The organism is Bacillus pacificus (assembly GCF_020861345.1).
Taxonomy (GTDB): Bacteria; Bacillota; Bacilli; order Bacillales; family Bacillaceae_G; genus Bacillus_A; species Bacillus_A pacificus.
In genome coordinates this window covers 1624394-1640449 of record NZ_CP086328.1, presented here as the reverse complement: position 1 = coordinate 1640449, position 16056 = coordinate 1624394, and the positions used below count along the sequence as shown (strand labels likewise).

General features: G+C 36.9%; 16 protein-coding genes. 5 read left to right on the top strand and 11 right to left on the bottom strand.

The genetic code is table 11. The annotated features are described in order from the left end of the window. Positions 1-157: 157 nt before the first annotated feature. Complete coding sequence (locus LMD38_RS08600; protein WP_000460298.1) at positions 158-1429, bottom strand: methionine gamma-lyase family protein; 1272 nt, start codon at positions 1427-1429, stop codon at positions 158-160. After that, complete coding sequence (gene hflX, locus LMD38_RS08595; protein WP_016718264.1) at positions 1422-2696, bottom strand: GTPase HflX; 1275 nt, start codon at positions 2694-2696, stop codon at positions 1422-1424. The genes LMD38_RS08600 and hflX overlap by 8 nt, the downstream gene beginning before the upstream one ends. Before the next feature lie 92 nt (positions 2697-2788). Here hflX and LMD38_RS08590 point away from each other — a divergent pair, with 92 nt between their 5' ends. Then, positions 2789-3412, top strand: coding sequence for a trimeric intracellular cation channel family protein (locus tag LMD38_RS08590; RefSeq protein WP_000312265.1), 624 nt, complete (start codon positions 2789-2791; stop codon positions 3410-3412). Positions 3413-3511: 99 nt separating this feature from the next. Further along, complete coding sequence (locus LMD38_RS28610; RefSeq protein WP_000181496.1) at positions 3512-3646, top strand: hypothetical protein; 135 nt, start codon at positions 3512-3514, stop codon at positions 3644-3646. 34 nt (positions 3647-3680) lie between these two features. Here LMD38_RS28610 and spoVK read toward each other — a convergent pair whose 3' ends face one another. After that, positions 3681-4637 (bottom strand): stage V sporulation protein K, encoded by a 957-nt coding sequence (gene spoVK / locus LMD38_RS08585; protein WP_062822111.1) that lies wholly within the window; start codon positions 4635-4637, stop codon positions 3681-3683. A gap of 113 nt (positions 4638-4750) precedes the next feature. On the opposite strand from spoVK, the gene LMD38_RS08580 reads away from it, so the two are divergent. Together LMD38_RS08580 and LMD38_RS08575 are read left to right on the top strand one after the other, a co-directional pair. Continuing rightward, a complete protein-coding gene (locus LMD38_RS08580) occupies positions 4751-5716 on the top strand; it encodes a tyrosine-type recombinase/integrase (RefSeq protein ID WP_000450317.1) in 966 nt (321 codons plus the stop codon). 113 nt (positions 5717-5829) lie between these two features. After that, the gene (locus LMD38_RS08575; RefSeq protein WP_228920250.1) at positions 5830-7482 is read left to right on the top strand and encodes a Gly-Xaa-Xaa repeat protein; all 1653 of its coding nucleotides are present in this window, start codon (positions 5830-5832) and stop codon (positions 7480-7482) included. Positions 7483-7562: 80 nt separating this feature from the next. On the opposite strand, the gene hfq is transcribed toward LMD38_RS08575, so the two are convergent. After that, positions 7563-7787 carry an RNA chaperone Hfq gene (gene hfq, locus LMD38_RS08570; RefSeq protein ID WP_000813896.1) on the bottom strand — a complete coding sequence of 75 codons (225 nt, stop codon included), beginning with the start codon at positions 7785-7787 and terminating at the stop codon, positions 7563-7565. Between the two features lie 21 nt (positions 7788-7808). Further along, complete coding sequence (gene miaA / locus LMD38_RS08565) at positions 7809-8762, bottom strand: tRNA (adenosine(37)-N6)-dimethylallyltransferase MiaA (protein WP_016718266.1); 954 nt, start codon at positions 8760-8762, stop codon at positions 7809-7811. 181 nt (positions 8763-8943) lie between these two features. Between miaA and LMD38_RS08560 the strand changes: the two genes are divergently transcribed. Further along, positions 8944-9189 (top strand): hypothetical protein, encoded by a 246-nt coding sequence (locus tag LMD38_RS08560; RefSeq protein ID WP_228920249.1) that lies wholly within the window; start codon positions 8944-8946, stop codon positions 9187-9189. Between the two features lie 62 nt (positions 9190-9251). Here the strand turns inward: LMD38_RS08560 and entD are convergent, their stop codons facing one another. From entD to LMD38_RS08530, 6 genes are all read right to left on the bottom strand, one after another. After that, the gene (gene entD, locus LMD38_RS08555) at positions 9252-10184 is read right to left on the bottom strand and encodes a cell wall-binding protein EntD (RefSeq protein WP_016718267.1); all 933 of its coding nucleotides are present in this window, start codon (positions 10182-10184) and stop codon (positions 9252-9254) included. 348 nt (positions 10185-10532) lie between these two features. Next, positions 10533-12389, bottom strand: a complete 1857-nt coding sequence (locus tag LMD38_RS08550) for a PTS fructose transporter subunit IIABC (protein ID WP_016718268.1) — start codon at positions 12387-12389, stop codon at positions 10533-10535. A 13-nt stretch (positions 12390-12402) separates the two neighbouring features. Continuing rightward, positions 12403-13314, bottom strand: a complete 912-nt coding sequence (gene pfkB, locus LMD38_RS08545; protein WP_016718269.1) for a 1-phosphofructokinase — start codon at positions 13312-13314, stop codon at positions 12403-12405. Next, the gene (locus LMD38_RS08540; RefSeq protein WP_000957276.1) at positions 13311-14063 is read right to left on the bottom strand and encodes a DeoR/GlpR family DNA-binding transcription regulator; all 753 of its coding nucleotides are present in this window, start codon (positions 14061-14063) and stop codon (positions 13311-13313) included. Before LMD38_RS08540 ends, pfkB begins: the two co-directional genes overlap by 4 nt. Before the next feature lie 158 nt (positions 14064-14221). Then, positions 14222-15385, bottom strand: a complete 1164-nt coding sequence (locus LMD38_RS08535) for an iron-containing alcohol dehydrogenase (RefSeq protein ID WP_001179079.1) — start codon at positions 15383-15385, stop codon at positions 14222-14224. A gap of 116 nt (positions 15386-15501) precedes the next feature. Continuing rightward, positions 15502-16044: a DUF420 domain-containing protein gene (locus tag LMD38_RS08530; protein WP_000228316.1), complete on the bottom strand. Its 543-nt coding sequence runs from the start codon at positions 16042-16044 to the stop codon at positions 15502-15504. Between the last annotated feature and the right edge of the window lie 12 nt (positions 16045-16056).

Sequence of the window (16056 nt, the reverse complement as noted above, 5' to 3'; positions counted from 1 at the left end):
GCCTTAACTGCTTCTCATTTTATACCATGTTATGTTTAGTGTCAATAGATGTTAGCTTTTCTTACATGATTTTTTTAAAATTTTTTTCATTCTTTTTTCTAATGAAATAAATCATTACTTTCACGCAAAAAAAGCTGTCGAAATCGACAGCTTCCCTTTAAGAAATTGTTAATAATTCTTTTTCAATTAATGCATCAATTGCAGAACAAATCGCAATCTTCACATGCGAATAAGTTAGCCCACCTTGTACGTAAGCAACATAAGGCGGACGAATTGGACCATCAGCTGACAATTCAATACTTGCACCTTGAATAAACGTTCCCGCAGCCATAATTACATCATCTTCATACCCCGGCATATAATTGGCATATGGAGTGAAGTGAGAGTTAATCGGAGATGCATATTGAATTGCTTGGCAGAATGCAATCATGCGATCTTTGTCATCAAATTGAACAGATTGAATTAAATCCGTTCTTGGTGCATTCCACGCTGGTGATGTATTCATTCCTAACTTTTCTAAAAATGCAGCTGTAAAAATCGCACCTTTTAGCGCTTGTCCTGCTACATGCGGCGCTAAGAAGAAACCTTGATACATTTCTTGCAGACTGTATAAAGATGCCCCTGCTTCCGCACCGATTCCTGGAGATGTTAAACGATATGCACACGCTTCAACATACTGTTCTTTACCAACAATGTAACCACCAGTTTTAACAATTCCCCCACCCGGGTTTTTAATAAGCGAACCTGCCATTAAATCTGCACCAACATGACATGGCTCTTGCTCTTCAATAAACTCGCCATAACAGTTATCTACAAACACGACAACATCCGGTTTAATTTCCTTAACAAACGCTATCATCTCTTTAATTTGAGAAATAGTAAACGACGGACGAGTAGCATAACCTTTTGAACGTTGAATTCCAATCATCTTCGTATTACTATGAATGGCAGCTGCAACAGCTCTAAAATCAACTAGCCCCTCTTCAGTAAGCGGAACTGCATTATAACCAATATTATATTCTTTGAATGATCCTACACCTTTTCCACGTACACCAACAATTTCTTCTAACGTATCATACGGCTTACCCGTGATGTACAATAACTCATCTCCTGGACGTAAAATACCGAATAGCGCTGTTGAAATTGCGTGAGTACCTGAAATGATTTGCGGACGAACAAGACCAGCTTCCGCTCCAAATACATCTGCATACACTTTTTCTAACGTATCACGACCAATATCATCATAACCATAACCTGTCGTCGGAATAAAATGTGAATCACTAATTTTATGTTTACGGAAACTTTCTAACACACGAAACTGATTACTTTCAATTACTTCATCCGCACGTTTATGTACTTCTGTAATTTGACTCTCTACTTCTTTTACGATTGGAGCAATTTTTTCTCCATTTTTCAAACGATCAAACATTTTTATTTTCTCCTTCTTCCACTAAAAATCTCTTTAATTGTACATTAAGCGATGAATGAGCAAAAATATACCCCGCGCAATCATATACAAATTTCTCTTCCAAAAACTCCATTTTCGTTAATAGCGTCTCTGTCTTTAATAGAGTTAATAACTTACCTTCACTCGGAGGAATTTTCACTTGATAACAATTCATTTCTTCCTTCATTTTCGTTTCTATCGCTTCTTTTATATGTAATAGATCATTTTCTTCAAAAGCACTAGTCATTAAGAAGTCACTTTTCGGAAACGGAATAAAGTTTTGATGTAATTCATCTTTTTTATTATATAACGTAATAATAGGAATATGATTGATTTCGAGTTCTGACAATAATTGTTTTACTGTTTTCTCATGCCCTACATAATTCGGATCTGCAGAATCCACAACATGTAAAATAACATCCGCTTCACCAGCTTCTTCTAATGTCGAGCGGAATGCAGCAATTAATGATGTAGGTAAATCTTGTATAAAACCAACCGTATCAGTTAGTAATACTGTATAACCAGAAGGTAACGGCATCTTCCTTGTTGTCGGGTCTAGCGTTGCAAACAACAAGTTCTCTTCAAATGTATCAGCTTCCGTTAATCTATTAAACAACGTAGATTTCCCCGCATTTGTATATCCTATTAACGAAACTTGAAATACTTTATTATCTTTTCTTCTCTCACGATATCTTTTTCGATGTTCCACAACAACTGCAAGTTGTTTCTTTATTTCATCAATCCGTGATCGAATATGACGACGATCCGTCTCAAGTTTCGTTTCACCTGGCCCTCTCGTTCCAATACCACCACCAAGACGTGATAAAGACAACCCTTGCCCCATAAGACGCGGCATTGTATATTGCAACTGAGCTAATTCTACTTGAAGCTTCCCTTCTCTCGACTTCGCACGTTGCGCAAAAATATCTAATATAAGTTGCGTTCGATCAATTACCCTCGCATCTAATACTGAGGATAAATTCCGAATTTGACTCGGTGTTAATTCGTTATTAAATACGATAACATCCGGTTCTAATTCTTCAGTTAACATTGTAAGCTCTTCTAATTTACCTTTACCTATATAAGTCGCTGGATGAAACTTCGGTCGTTTTTGCGTTGTAGACACTAACAATTCTGCTCGTGCAGTTTTCGCTAATGATGCAAGTTCTTTCATGGAATGCATAAATTTTTCATCATCATCTTGCGGCAATTGACAGCCCACTAATATGACTTTCTCTTTTTCTTCCATCAAATATGTTCACTCATCCTTTTCGAAATTTAAACCTTCTAATATAATAGCAGAGGAAGCACATTTCATCTAGTTAGCGGGGGAGAAAATTCATGGCATGGGAGATTTTTAGCATCATAGGCACAATTGCTTTCGCATTAAGCGGGGCTATTGTTGCAATGGAAGAGGATTATGATATTTTCGGGGTGTATATTTTAGGAATGGCAACCGCATTTGGGGGAGGTGCCCTTCGTAATTTATTAATCGGTTATCCGATTGTCGCGTTTTGGCAACAAGACATGTTATTCCAAATCGCACTTTTATCAATGACGATTATTTTTCTTTTTCCAAATAAATTAATTAGACACTGGAAAAAGTGGGAAAACATCACTGATGCTATCGGCTTATCAGCATTTGCCGTACAAGGGGCATTATACGCTCAAAAATTAAATTTACCAATTAGCGCTACAATCGTAGCAGCCGTTTTAACTGGCATTGGAGGCGGTATTATCCGCGATCTTTTAGCCCGTAGAAAACCTCTCGTTCTTCGAGCTGATGTATATGCTTTTTGGACGATTCTGGCAGGTTTCTTAATTGGCGCTCAAATTATTGTTAGCGATTGGGCTCTATACACCTTATTCATTTTAATTGTTTGCTTCCGCATGGTTTCTATTCATTACAAATGGCATTTACCGCATAGACGCATCGACACAAACGAACGTTCAATGCATAAATAGCAATCCAACCTCTTTACAAATCGTAAAGGGGTTTTTCTTTTCTAATGAGTTTTTCTTTACAGAATGTTTATACTAATCCTCAAAGCGAGGTGAATACAAATGACAAACCATGTGAATAAAGGGGCTCAAAAAAGCTCAGTAGGTCAAATTGGACACGACCCTAATTCCGCACACGAAAAAAGTGCTAAAATGGAACGATTCCATAAATCTTATCAAGAAAAAGCAAAAAAGTAATAGAAGCACTTATACAGAAAAACAGACGCACAGTTTACGTACTGTGCGTCTCCTCTTCAAGCATCAAATCACTGCTTGATATTCCAATCAAATCATATTTATCATATGCATCCTCTTGTAACAACCGCATAGCTTGTGTACGAATCGATTTTTCAACAATATTCCGGACATATCGTCCATTACTAAAGGATGTAATTTGCGATGAGTACTTTACAGCATGTAAATGATCTCTAAATTTCCATTCAGCCTCTTTCGATAACTGATATTCACGTTCTTCATACATCCTCTTCCCTATTTCTAACAACTGATTTACTGAGTAGTCCGCAAACTCAATTATAAATGGAAAACGAGATTGCAGTCCTGGATTCAATGAAAGAAAGTGATTCATCTCTCTTGAATATCCAGCTAAAATCAATACAAAACCGTGTTGTTTATCTTCCATATGTTTTACGAGCGTATCAATTGCTTCTTTTCCAAAATCTTTTTCTCCCCCTCGGGCTAATGAATATGCCTCATCAATAAACAAAATTCCTCCCATTGCTTTTTTTATTAAATCTCTTGTTTTTTGAGCTGTATGACCGATGTACTCTCCTACAAGATCCGCACGTTCAGCTTCAACTAAGTGCCCTTTTGATAGAATATTCATCTCAAATAATAATTTCCCTATCATTCTAGCAACAGTTGTCTTCCCTGTACCTGGATTCCCTTTAAATAACATATGAAGTACTTGTTTCTCAGACTTCAATCCTATTTCTTGTCTTTTTTTATTCACATAAATCCAAGCATATATTTCTTTTATTATCTTTTTTATATCATCCATCCCAACGAGTTTTCCCATCTCTTCTTCAATTCTTTGCAGCATCTCATGTTTCGTAGTAGTTTCACTTGAAATTACTGTTTTATTTTCTGCAGCCGTTAAAGAAATTTTCTTTCGATGATTTAACACAATGTTAATTTGATTATTATTTTTCTTTCGCATCGATTGTTCCATACAATCACCTCATTTTATCCACTCACCAAATATTATTATTCTTGTCTCCTTTGCAAATGACTATTTTCAGAAAAGTTTGCTATAATAAAAGAAATAATGAAGGTGGTGGGACTATGGAGACAACGGAATTCCATGATACAATACAAGCCTTTTCTATTTTTTTATTGAATAAAGGCCGAAAACCTTCAACCATTAAACGTTATGTTTATGACATTGAAGATTTCGGACATTGGTTAGAAAAAAACAAAAAGCTCCCTTCCAGTAATATATGGGCTACACTTTGTACAAAAGACTACGAAGATTACTTTTCCGACTTAAAAAAGAATCGACATTACTCAGAGAAAACGATGCACCGTGTATTCATTGTATTAAATAGAATGCATCACTTTCTAAATATTCCTAACCCATTAAAGAACATGGAAATGTCTATTCAACCAGACCGCACACTCCGCAATGAAGATTTCATTTCATCTGATGAAGAAAAAAGATTAAAATATATAGTCACTTCATTAGAAGGACTTTCAGAAAAACAACGTCCTGTACGCCCTTTATTGATGGATCGTAATATCGCTATTTTAAATTTATTAATTGACTATGGATTATCCTTACAGGAACTTACAGCATTAACTATGCATCACGTCCACTTTGAAACTAACACGTTATCTATACCTGCAACCGCAGGAGTAGAAAGAACAATTACATTAACTAGCGAAGACAAAAAACAACTATATACTTATTACAAAAGTATCCCTGAACCCGTTCGTCCAAAATATCATAGTAATGATCCATTATTTGTCGCATTCGATTTTAATCGTGGAACATACAGATGGGTATACGAAAATGATGCACCAAAGGGATTAACAGAAATCGCTATCCAAAAAATGATTCGCCTTGAAGTATCCAGAGCTAATTTACGCAAAGGAATCTCAGGACAACACTTTCGTAACACCTATATTTTAAACTTAATAAAAAAAGAAACTCCGGAGTCAGAAATTATAAAGCTAGCTGGCTTCAAGTCAAAGATTTCACTAAAACGATATTATCAATACGCAGAAAATAGAAAAAACGCCTTATCATAAGGCGTTTTTTCTATTTTTTCTTCAAACAAACGATTTTACTATGACCATTTAACTAATTTTTGCATCTACTATGATGAGTTTCGTTCATATCCTCATGAGAAAGGAGAGATTTAATGTCTCATTATAACGACAGTCAGAACAAATTCTCCAAACCATGCTTTCCAAGTAGCGCTGGACGAATTCCAAATACTCCATCAATCCCAGTTACTAAAGCACAACTTAGAACATTCCGCGCAATCATTATCGATTTAACAAAAATAATCCCAAAACTTTTCGCAAATCCATCTCCCCAAAATATTGAAGATCTAATTGATACATTGAACCTACTAAGTAAATTTATTTGTTCACTAGATGCTACTTCCTCCCTGAAAGCACAAGGGTTAGCTATTATTAAAAACTTAATAACTATATTAAAAAATCCAACTTTCGTAGCAAGCGCTGTATTTATCGAGCTTCAAAATCTAATTAATTATTTACTATCCATTACAAAACTATTCCGAATTGACCCTTGCACACTTCAAGAGCTTCTTAAATTAATCGCAGCATTACAAACCGCTCTAGTTAATTCTGCTTCATTCATTCAAGGACCTACTGGACCTACTGGGCCAGCAGGGGCTACCGGTGCTACTGGACCTCAAGGACCTCGGGGTAATACAGGCGCTACTGGCGCTACCGGATCTCAAGGACCAGCGGGGGCTACCGGTGCTACTGGACCTCAGGGGCCTCAAGGTAATACAGGCGCTACTGGCGCTACTGGTGCTACCGGGTCTCAAGGACCAGCGGGGGCTACCGGTACTACTGGACCTCAAGGTATTCAAGGTAACACGGGTGCTACTGGTGCTACTGGACCTCAGGGTGCTCAAGGACCAGCAGGTGCTACTGGTGCTACTGGACCTCAGGGTGCTCAAGGACCAGCAGGTGCTACTGGCGCTACTGGACCTCAAGGTGCTCAAGGACCAGCAGGTGCTACTGGCGCTACTGGACCTCAGGGTGCTCAAGGACCAGCAGGTGCTACTGGTGCCACTGGACCTCAAGGTATTCAAGGACCGGCGGGCGCTACTGGTGCCACTGGACCTCAAGGTATTCAAGGGCCAACGGGCGCTACTGGTATAGGAGTTACCGGACCTACTGGACCTTCTGGTGGGCCTCCTGGACCTACTGGACCTCAGGGACCTCAAGGTAATACAGGTGCTACTGGACCTCAAGGTATTCAAGGGCCAGCAGGTGCTACTGGGGCCACTGGACCTCAAGGTGCTCAAGGACCGGCGGGTGCTACTGGTGCTACTGGTGCTACTGGACCTCAAGGTGTTCAAGGGCCAACGGGCGCTACTGGTATAGGAGTTACAGGACCTACTGGGCCTACTGGACCTAGCTTCCCTATAGCAACAATTGTTGTAACAAACAACATTCAACAAACAGTACTACAATTTAATAACTTTATCTTCAGTACTGCAATTAACGTAAATAATATTATCTTTAATGGCACAGACACAGTTACAGTTATCAACGGTGGTATTTATGTAATTAGCGTATCCATCTCTACAACTGCACCAGGATGTGCGCCACTCGGAGTAGGAATTTCAATAAATGGAGCAGTTGCAACTGACAACTTCTCTTCAAATTTAATAGGCGACTCACTTTCATTTACTACAATCGAAACATTAGCTGCAGGAGCAAACATTTCTGTCCAATCTACTCTTAACGAGATTACGATCCCTGCAACAGGAAACACTAACATTCGTCTAACTGTATTTAGAATCGCTTAAATTTCACTATTTATTGTTTATGGCAAATAAAAAAAGAGCGAGAAACTCGCTCTTTTTTTGTTATGTACAATAATTTATTACTACTCTAATTCAATTGAAACATTTTTTTGTGGTACGAATGTAGAAATTGCATGTTTATAAATAAGCTGTTGCTTACCTTCTGTTTCCAGTAGGACTGTAAAATTATCAAATCCTTTAATTAACCCACGAAGCTGGAAACCATTTAATAAGTACAGCGTAACAAACGTATTCTCTTTACGGAGTTGATTTAAAAACTGATCTTGAATATTGATTGATTGCTTCATGTCGAATCCTCCTCTTTTTCTCTACTTACTATTATTCGACTTTAGTTGTAGCTTTCCTTCTATGTATCGTAAAATTTCTGACGTTTTTTCACCGTCTGTAACATCAAACCATGTGACATCCATCTTATTACGGAACCACGTTAATTGACGTTTTGCATAACGACGTGAATTCGTCTTTAATTGTGATACCGCTTCTTCTAAAGAGACACGATCCTCAAAATAATCATATATCTCTTTATACCCAATCGCTTGAATAGATTGACAATCTCGTATCCCTCGATTATACAACCCTTCTACTTCTTCTAATAAACCTTGGTCCATCATTATATCAACTCGTAAGTTAATGCGATCGTATAGCATTTCACGATCCATTGTCAAGCCAATTAAGGAAACATCGTATAATAACTCGTTTTCTTGTTTTTCAAGTTGATCACTCATTTTTTCACCCGTCGTGTGGAAAATTTCTAACGCCCTAATGACACGGCGTACATTATTTGCATGAATACGCTCAGCGCTTTCTGGGTCTACTTCCTGTAATTTCTTATGTACATATTCCACACCACGTTCTAATGCTAACTTTTCCATTTGTTCTCGGTATATAACATCACCAGCATCATCCGTAAACTGATAATCGAATAAAACAGATTGTATATACAGACCAGTTCCACCAACGATAATCGGCAATTTACCACGCTCTGTAATCTCGCGAATATGCTTACGAACACGTTCTTGAAATTCGGCAACCGAAAATGATTCTTCCGGATTTTTTATATCAACCATATAATGTGGAATTCCGTCCATCTCTTCTTTCGTCACCTTTGCGGTTCCAATATCCATCGTACGATAAATCTGCATGGAATCTCCACTTATAATTTCACCATTTAACGCTTTGGCAAGATCAATACTTAACTTCGTCTTCCCAACAGCAGTTGGTCCAATGATGACAGCAACTTTTTCACGTTGCACTTCTCCCATATCATTCAACTCTCTTTATGTAATGTACTCCATCTATTGATTATATCCAATCTTACCAATTTTAACGGCATGATTGCAAGTTCTTTCATTACGGTACATGAAATTATAAATAAAAAAGAACATAGTTTGTCCAATTCCGCATATACATGATTAAAAATACCTTCGAGAGGATGAGTTAACTATGAAACAATCCACTATCAATTTTTCATCTTTGACAAAAGACCTCATTTTAGCTACTACTACAAAAGAACACAATTGTTCACAAGAAGAATTATACTTTGCCTTAAATTGTTTACTACGTTCTTTTCATTCTGCTCTCCAAGAAACAACATTACATCTAGAAAATAAAGATACAGAGTATATACAAAACCAATTTTGCAGTGCATATAAAATTATTACAGGTAAAACTATTTACCCTTTTCAATAATCCATAAAAGGCGGTTGCTTACATACTTTCAAGCAACCGCCTTTTATATTAATACATATACACTACTCTATCACTTTCACTTTTACAGATTTGCGCCCCCAGCTATTCGCACTACCATCTGAGCCAACTAAAACATCAATACGATTTCCTTTAATCGCCCCACCAGTATCTCCAGCAATCGCTTCTCCATATCCTTCTACCCATACTTTTGATCCAAGTGGAATTACTTTAGGATCAACAGCAATTACTTTCATATTTGGATTCGCTGTTAAATCATGCCCCATTGCAGTTAATACACGACCACCATACGAACCATTCTCACTCGGATCTGCTGTATATGCTGTCGCTTCTACCGTTATTTCACGTCCACCAGCCGGTGCACTTGTTTCATTAGATTTCGCAACTTGTTTCGTAGTTGACTGCTGTTTTGCCACAGGTTTACTTGATTCTACATTCTTAACAGATTCTTTACCCTTAACTACTTTATTACTTTTAACCGGCGTATTTACTCTTTCCGGCGCTTCTTCTTTCGTTGCAACTTCTTTCTTTTCAATCACTGGTGCCGTTCCTGTTAAAAATGGCACATGAACATATCCTGTTTTTCCATTATAGTCAAATTGCAACCATTCATTTTGAACTTGATTTGTCGTTTCAATTACATCATTTTTATTCAGTTTACCAAGAATTTCTGAGTCAGTATTCGCTCCAGCGCGAACATTTAACACACCCGCCGTCACATAATATGTACTTTTTGTAAATTCAGCACTTACAAACGCTTCTTGACCATTTAATTTAATTTTTGTCCATCCGTTTTCTGTATTTACAACATCTAATTTATTTCCACTTAACATTTTACCTACAAGCTTAGACTCTACAGTTGGGTTTTCTCTAACATTTAATACGTCTGTTGTTACAATCGTTTCTGCTTTCGCAGAACCTGCAAAAATCCCAAGACCAAAAACTGCCGCCGTTGCTATACCTAATAATCTTTTCATGAATAGCCTCCATTTGCTTTGTTTTCGTATTTTTATTATAGCAACAGATTTTTAGTATTTTTCGAAATCACACAATTACAAACCATTCGTAATATGCGATTAATGAGTTGTAACATAAATTTCCATATTAATGAATCCCATTTCTAATAGAATCTTCAATAGTTTTCATATACTTTCCACATACAAGCACCAGAATTTTTTTCCAGAAAAAATTACAGTATTACTTTTTTGTTACAAAAAAATCATATTTCATTACATCTTTTACCAAAATTCATCATTCTCCAATTATTAACCTCCTTTTTTGTAATAAAAAGGAGCAGCTAATAAAAGCTACTCCCTTTACACGTATTATTTAACTTTCTTTTTCCAAATTCCCATCATAAGAGCAGAAACAACTGCCCCTATCAATATCGAGAAAATATATAACACTGGTTTATTGACTAAAGCGATAACAAACAATCCACCATGCGGTGCTGGTAATGTAATTTGGAATAACATTGATAATGCACCTGCAATACTTGAACCGACAACACAACTGACAATTACCCGAACCGGATCTGCTGCTGCAAATGGAATCGCACCTTCTGTAATAAACGATGCCCCCATAATATAATTTGTTAAACCAGACTTACGTTCCGCTTCTGTAAACTTCGATTTAAAGAAGGTAGTTGCTAACGCAATTGCAAGCGGTGGCACCATACCACCGGCCATAACCGCTGAATGCACCCCAAAGTTCTTCGCTTCTATCGCAGCAATACCAAACGTAAATGCTGCTTTATTAATTGGACCACCCATATCAATTGCCATCATCGCACCTAAAATAAGACCTAGTAATATAGCATTTGTACCGTTCAAACCATTTAACCATCCTGTTAACATTTCATTCAATGCTACTACAGGCGGAATTACTACTTTTTGCATAACAACTCCTGTAATCAATAATCCAAAGACTGGATATAACAAAACAGGCTTAATTCCTTCTAACTGTACTGGTAACCCTGAAAATAATTTTTTCAATCCTAAAACAACATATCCGGCTAAGAAACCAGCAATTAATCCACCTAAAAATCCAGCATTCGCATGTGCCGCTAAAAATCCTCCGACAACACCAGGCATAAAACCAGGACGATCAGCAATAGAACTAGCAATAAATCCTGCTAAAATTGGTACAAGGAATAGAAATGCCCCTGTTCCCCCTCCTCCAATAGACATGAACAATTCAGCTAAAGGACCTTCTGCTTTTATACCACCAAACGAAAACGCTAGCGCAATTAAAATCCCGCCACCAACAACGAATGGAAGCATATTACTTACGCCGTTCATTAAATGCTTATAAATTCCTAATCCTTTTTCTTTCTCCGTATTTTCTACCTTTCCATCCTCTTTTACACCTTTAAAGATTGGTGCATCTTGTTTTACAGCCCGATTAAGAAGCGTCTCCGTTTTTCTAATCCCATCAGCGACTGGCACTTGAATAACATGTTTCCCAGCAAAACGGTTCATTTCTACTTGTTTATCTGCCGCAACAATTATAGCCGTTGCGCGTTCAATATCCTCTTTCGTTAAACCGTTTTTTATACCTGTTGATCCGTTCGTTTCAACTTTAATTGCAATTCCTAGCTCTTCTGCTTTTGCTTTCAAGCTATCTGCAGCCATATATGTGTGAGCGATTCCAGTCGGGCAAGCTGTAACAGCTAATACGTACGGTTCATTCCCTTCTGGTTTTGCAACTTCAACCTCTTCTTCTTTTTCATTTTCTTTTTCATCAAATAAACGAAGAAGTTCTTCTTCATCCTTCGCTTCTAACAATTGCTTACGAAACCCTTCATCCATTAATAGTGTAGATAGGCGTGATAACGTTTCTAAATGCGTATTATTCGCCCCTTCACTCGCAGCAATCATAAAGAATAAATGCGCTGGTTGTCCGTCAAGCGATTCATAGTTGATACCGCTTACACTTCTACCAAAACAAATCGCTGGTTGCTTAACAGCTTTTGTTTTCGCATGAGGTATAGCAATCCCTTCACCAATGCCGGTTGTACTTTGTGACTCCCGCTTTAAAATAGCTTCTTTAAATTCAGCTTTGCTATTTAAACGATTTGCCCCGTTTAATTTCTCAACTAACTCATCTATGACAGCTTCTTTATTTGAAGCTGTCAAATTCATAATAACTGTATCCCTTTTTAATAGTTCTGTAATTTTCATATGTTGCTTCCCCCTATCGCTTAGTTACAATTACTTGCGACAATAATTCTTCTACTTTTTCCTTTTCACATAAATCGGCTGAAAATGCTGTTGCACTCCCTGTTGCAACGCCATATTGAAATGCCTTTTCAATATCTTTTGTCTGTTCATATCTTCCTACAAATCCCGCAACGAGAGAATCTCCAGCCCCAACCGAATTAATTACAACACCTTTTGGAATAGTTGCTTCATATATACCTTCTGCCGTAAATAATAAAGCCCCATCTCCGGCCATTGATACGATAACATGCTCTACACCTTGTTCAACTAATTTTCTTCCATATGGTAAAACATCTTCTACTGTGGAAATCTCTACTCCGAATAACTCACCAAGTTCATGATGATTAGGCTTTATTAAAAATGGTTTATTTTTAACTACATGCTGCAAGGCACTACCACTTGCATCTACTACTACACGAATGCCTTTTTCAGCTCCGAACGCTGCGATTGATGCATAAAAAGTAGTTGGGATAGACGCTGGTACACTTCCAGCTAGTACAACACAATCTCCCTGCTCCATACTTTCAATTTGTTTCATTAATTGTTCAAATTGTTCCTTAGTCACACTAGGACCTTGTCCATTTAATTCTGTCTCTTCTCGTCCTTTTATTTTCACGTTAATTCGAGTATCTTCACTTACTTGGATGAAGTTTGTTATTACACCTTCTGTCTGTAATACATCTTTAATAAATCGACCGGTAAATCCACCAGTAAATCCAAGCGCTACATTTTCAACACCTAAACGATGAAGAACGCGAGAAACATTAATTCCTTTTCCTCCAGGAAACTTCATATCTTTCTCCGCTCGATTTACTGCGCCTAAATCTAAGGAATTAACTTGTACTACATAATCAATAGATGGATTTAAAGTTACTGTATAGATCATTGTTTATCAGCCTCAATTACATTGGTTTGTCTTTTATATTTTTCTAAATCAATTTCTAAATGGTTTGTAATAATATTTGCCTCTTCCACATTGGCAATTTTCGCAAACGCAACTTCCGAAAACTTACTTTCATCTATTAAGAAATATCCTTCATTTGCTAATGTTAATGCCATTTGCTTTAAAAGTGCCTCTTCTGGATCTGGTGTTGTAAAACCAAGCTGTTCATGTACACCATTCGCTCCTAAAAAACATTTATCAAAACGATACTTCTGCATACTTTCCTGCGCCATTGCACCGATTAAAGCTTTCGTCCTACTCTTCATCATTCCGCCTAGTAAATATGCACGAATATTATTTTCAACTAAAGCTTCAATATGCATAAGTCCATTCGTAACAACGGTAACATCTTTATTTATTAAAAATGGAATCATTTCAAATGTTGTACTTCCTGCATCTAAATAAATACAATCACCTTGTTCCACAACGTTAGCCGCATACTTCGCAATTTGTTGTTTTATTTGAATGTTTTTGGATGATTTTTCAACCATCGTTGGCTCCTGTCCTTTTCCCGTTAAAACAGCCGCACCACCATGAACTCTTTTTAATAACCTTTGCTTTTCCAATTGTGCTAAGTCACGACGAATTGTTGATTCAGAGCTTTCTGTTCTTTCCACTAATTGTTGTAATTTAACAACCTTCTGCTCTTTTACAAGTTGCAATATCATTTGATGACGTTCAGGAGTTAACATTTCATTCACCTCTTCTTTGATTACAGTATAATGAAAACGATCACAAAAATCAACCACAAACATTCACAAATAATCAAAATCAGTCACAAACAGTTATAAACAACAAAAAAGAAACCCATTGGATTGTTATATCAAATGGGTTCCTTTACTCGCTTCACTTATAGGGAAGCTTTATATATGCTTAAAACATCGTCTTTATTTAATTTTTTAAAGTTACCAAATTCGCCATAAGCCATCGCTTTATCCGCCATTACATCAATTTCATTTTCTCCAATAGCATAATCAGATAACGTTACTGGTGCCTCAATTGAAGTCCAAAATTGACGTAACGCCTCAATTCCTTCTAACGCAATTTCTCGATCAGTCTTTCCATCTGTTTCTACATCGAATACACGAATAGCGAATTGTTTAAAACGACTTACATTTTCATCTACAACATGCTTCATCCAGTTCGGGAATAAAATCGCAAGGCCACCTCCGTGTGGTATATCATGAACCGCAGAAACTGCGTGCTCAATATTGTGTGTTGCCCAGTCTCCTTTTACTCCCATCGCTAAAATACCGTTTAGCGCCATAGTACCGCAGTATAAAATAGTTTCTCTATGCTCATAACTTTCTAAATCACTTAAAAGCTTAGGGGCAGTTTCAATTACTGTTTTTAAAACAGACTCACAATAACGATCTTGTAATTCTGTATTTGTTCCGTGGTGGAAATATTGCTCTAATACGTGCGACATAATATCTACCATACCGTAAATTGTTTGATCCCTCGGTACAGACGCAGTATGAACGGGATCTAAAATTGAAAATTGCGGGAAAGTAACTGGACTACCCCAGCCATATTTTTCATTCGTTTCCCAGTTTGTAATGACAGAACCAGCATTCATTTCAGATCCTGTTGCTGCAAGCGTAAGTACAGTACCAAATGGTAATGCCTCACTAGCAAAAGCTTTTTTCGTTACAATATCCCACACATCTCCATCGTACTTACTACCAGCAGCAATTGCCTTCGTACAGTCAATTACACTTCCTCCACCAACTGCTAAAATAAATTCAACACCGTTATCTTTACAAATTTGAATTCCTTTCTTTACAGTTGATACACGTGGATTCGGTTCAACGCCTGTCAATTCAAACACTTCTGCATTTATATCTTTTAAAATAGAAATTACATTATCATAAATACCGTTTCTTTTAATACTACCTCCCCCGTATACGAGAAGAACTTTTTTACCAAACTGTGGAATTTCAGTTTTCAACTGTTCTAATTGCCCTTTACCGAAAATAAGTTTCGTTGGATTACGAAATACAAAATTTTGCATATCCCTTTACCATCCCTTCTATATGAAAAGTAACTATACTTTTGTATACCATATTTTTTTCATTTCACAAAAATATTTGCCTAACAAAAAAATCCCAGCCTATAGGCTGAGATTTTTTATTGATAATAAGGTGAGATCATTAAGTAAACAATAACACCAGATAAACTTACATATAACCAAATCGGCATCGTCCAACGTACAATTTTACGATGACGTGTTAATTGATTTGTAAAACCAAATACAAGTGCAAACAATGCAAGTGGTACAATAATTGCTGCCAGGATAATATGTGTAATTAAAATGATGAAATACACATATTTAATAAACCCTTCTCCGCCAAAATGTGTTGCCGGCGCTAAGTAATGATACGATAAATAAGAAACACAAAATAGCAACGTCGTCGTAAATGCTGCCAGGATGAAACCACGGTGCATTTTCACATTCTTCTTAATAATAGAGTATAGCGCTGCTAATAAGAATACGAACGTAAAGCTATTAAAAATTGCGTTTAACATTGGTAAAATCGTTACATCAAAATGTACTTCTCCTTCATAGCCAACAGGTCCAAAGAACAAAAATAAAATAATCGCATTTACAATTACAGAAAGCGTTATCACAATAGGAGCATAGCTTTTCTGATTTGTTGATTGATCCACCAAAATGGTCACTCC

What these genes read in the sequence shown, in the direction of transcription:
- LMD38_RS08600 (WP_000460298.1), bottom strand. Translation starts at nt 1,429, where the DNA reads ATGTTTGATCGTTTGAAAAATGGAGAAAAAATTGCTCCAATCGTAAAA.
- hflX (WP_016718264.1), bottom strand. Translation starts at nt 2,696, where the DNA reads ATGGAAGAAAAAGAGAAAGTCATATTAGTGGGCTGTCAATTGCCGCAA.
- LMD38_RS08590 (WP_000312265.1), top strand. Translation starts at nt 2,789, where the DNA reads ATGGCATGGGAGATTTTTAGCATCATAGGCACAATTGCTTTCGCATTA.
- LMD38_RS28610 (WP_000181496.1), top strand. Translation starts at nt 3,512, where the DNA reads ATGACAAACCATGTGAATAAAGGGGCTCAAAAAAGCTCAGTAGGTCAA.
- spoVK (WP_062822111.1), bottom strand. Translation starts at nt 4,637, where the DNA reads ATGGAACAATCGATGCGAAAGAAAAATAATAATCAAATTAACATTGTG.
- LMD38_RS08580 (WP_000450317.1), top strand. Translation starts at nt 4,751, where the DNA reads ATGGAGACAACGGAATTCCATGATACAATACAAGCCTTTTCTATTTTT.
- LMD38_RS08575 (WP_228920250.1), top strand. Translation starts at nt 5,830, where the DNA reads ATGTCTCATTATAACGACAGTCAGAACAAATTCTCCAAACCATGCTTT.
- hfq (WP_000813896.1), bottom strand. Translation starts at nt 7,787, where the DNA reads ATGAAGCAATCAATCAATATTCAAGATCAGTTTTTAAATCAACTCCGT.
- miaA (WP_016718266.1), bottom strand. Translation starts at nt 8,762, where the DNA reads ATGGGAGAAGTGCAACGTGAAAAAGTTGCTGTCATCATTGGACCAACT.
- LMD38_RS08560 (WP_228920249.1), top strand. Translation starts at nt 8,944, where the DNA reads ATGAAACAATCCACTATCAATTTTTCATCTTTGACAAAAGACCTCATT.
- entD (WP_016718267.1), bottom strand. Translation starts at nt 10,184, where the DNA reads ATGAAAAGATTATTAGGTATAGCAACGGCGGCAGTTTTTGGTCTTGGG.
- LMD38_RS08550 (WP_016718268.1), bottom strand. Translation starts at nt 12,389, where the DNA reads ATGAAAATTACAGAACTATTAAAAAGGGATACAGTTATTATGAATTTG.
- pfkB (WP_016718269.1), bottom strand. Translation starts at nt 13,314, where the DNA reads ATGATCTATACAGTAACTTTAAATCCATCTATTGATTATGTAGTACAA.
- LMD38_RS08540 (WP_000957276.1), bottom strand. Translation starts at nt 14,063, where the DNA reads ATGTTAACTCCTGAACGTCATCAAATGATATTGCAACTTGTAAAAGAG.
- LMD38_RS08535 (WP_001179079.1), bottom strand. Translation starts at nt 15,385, where the DNA reads ATGCAAAATTTTGTATTTCGTAATCCAACGAAACTTATTTTCGGTAAA.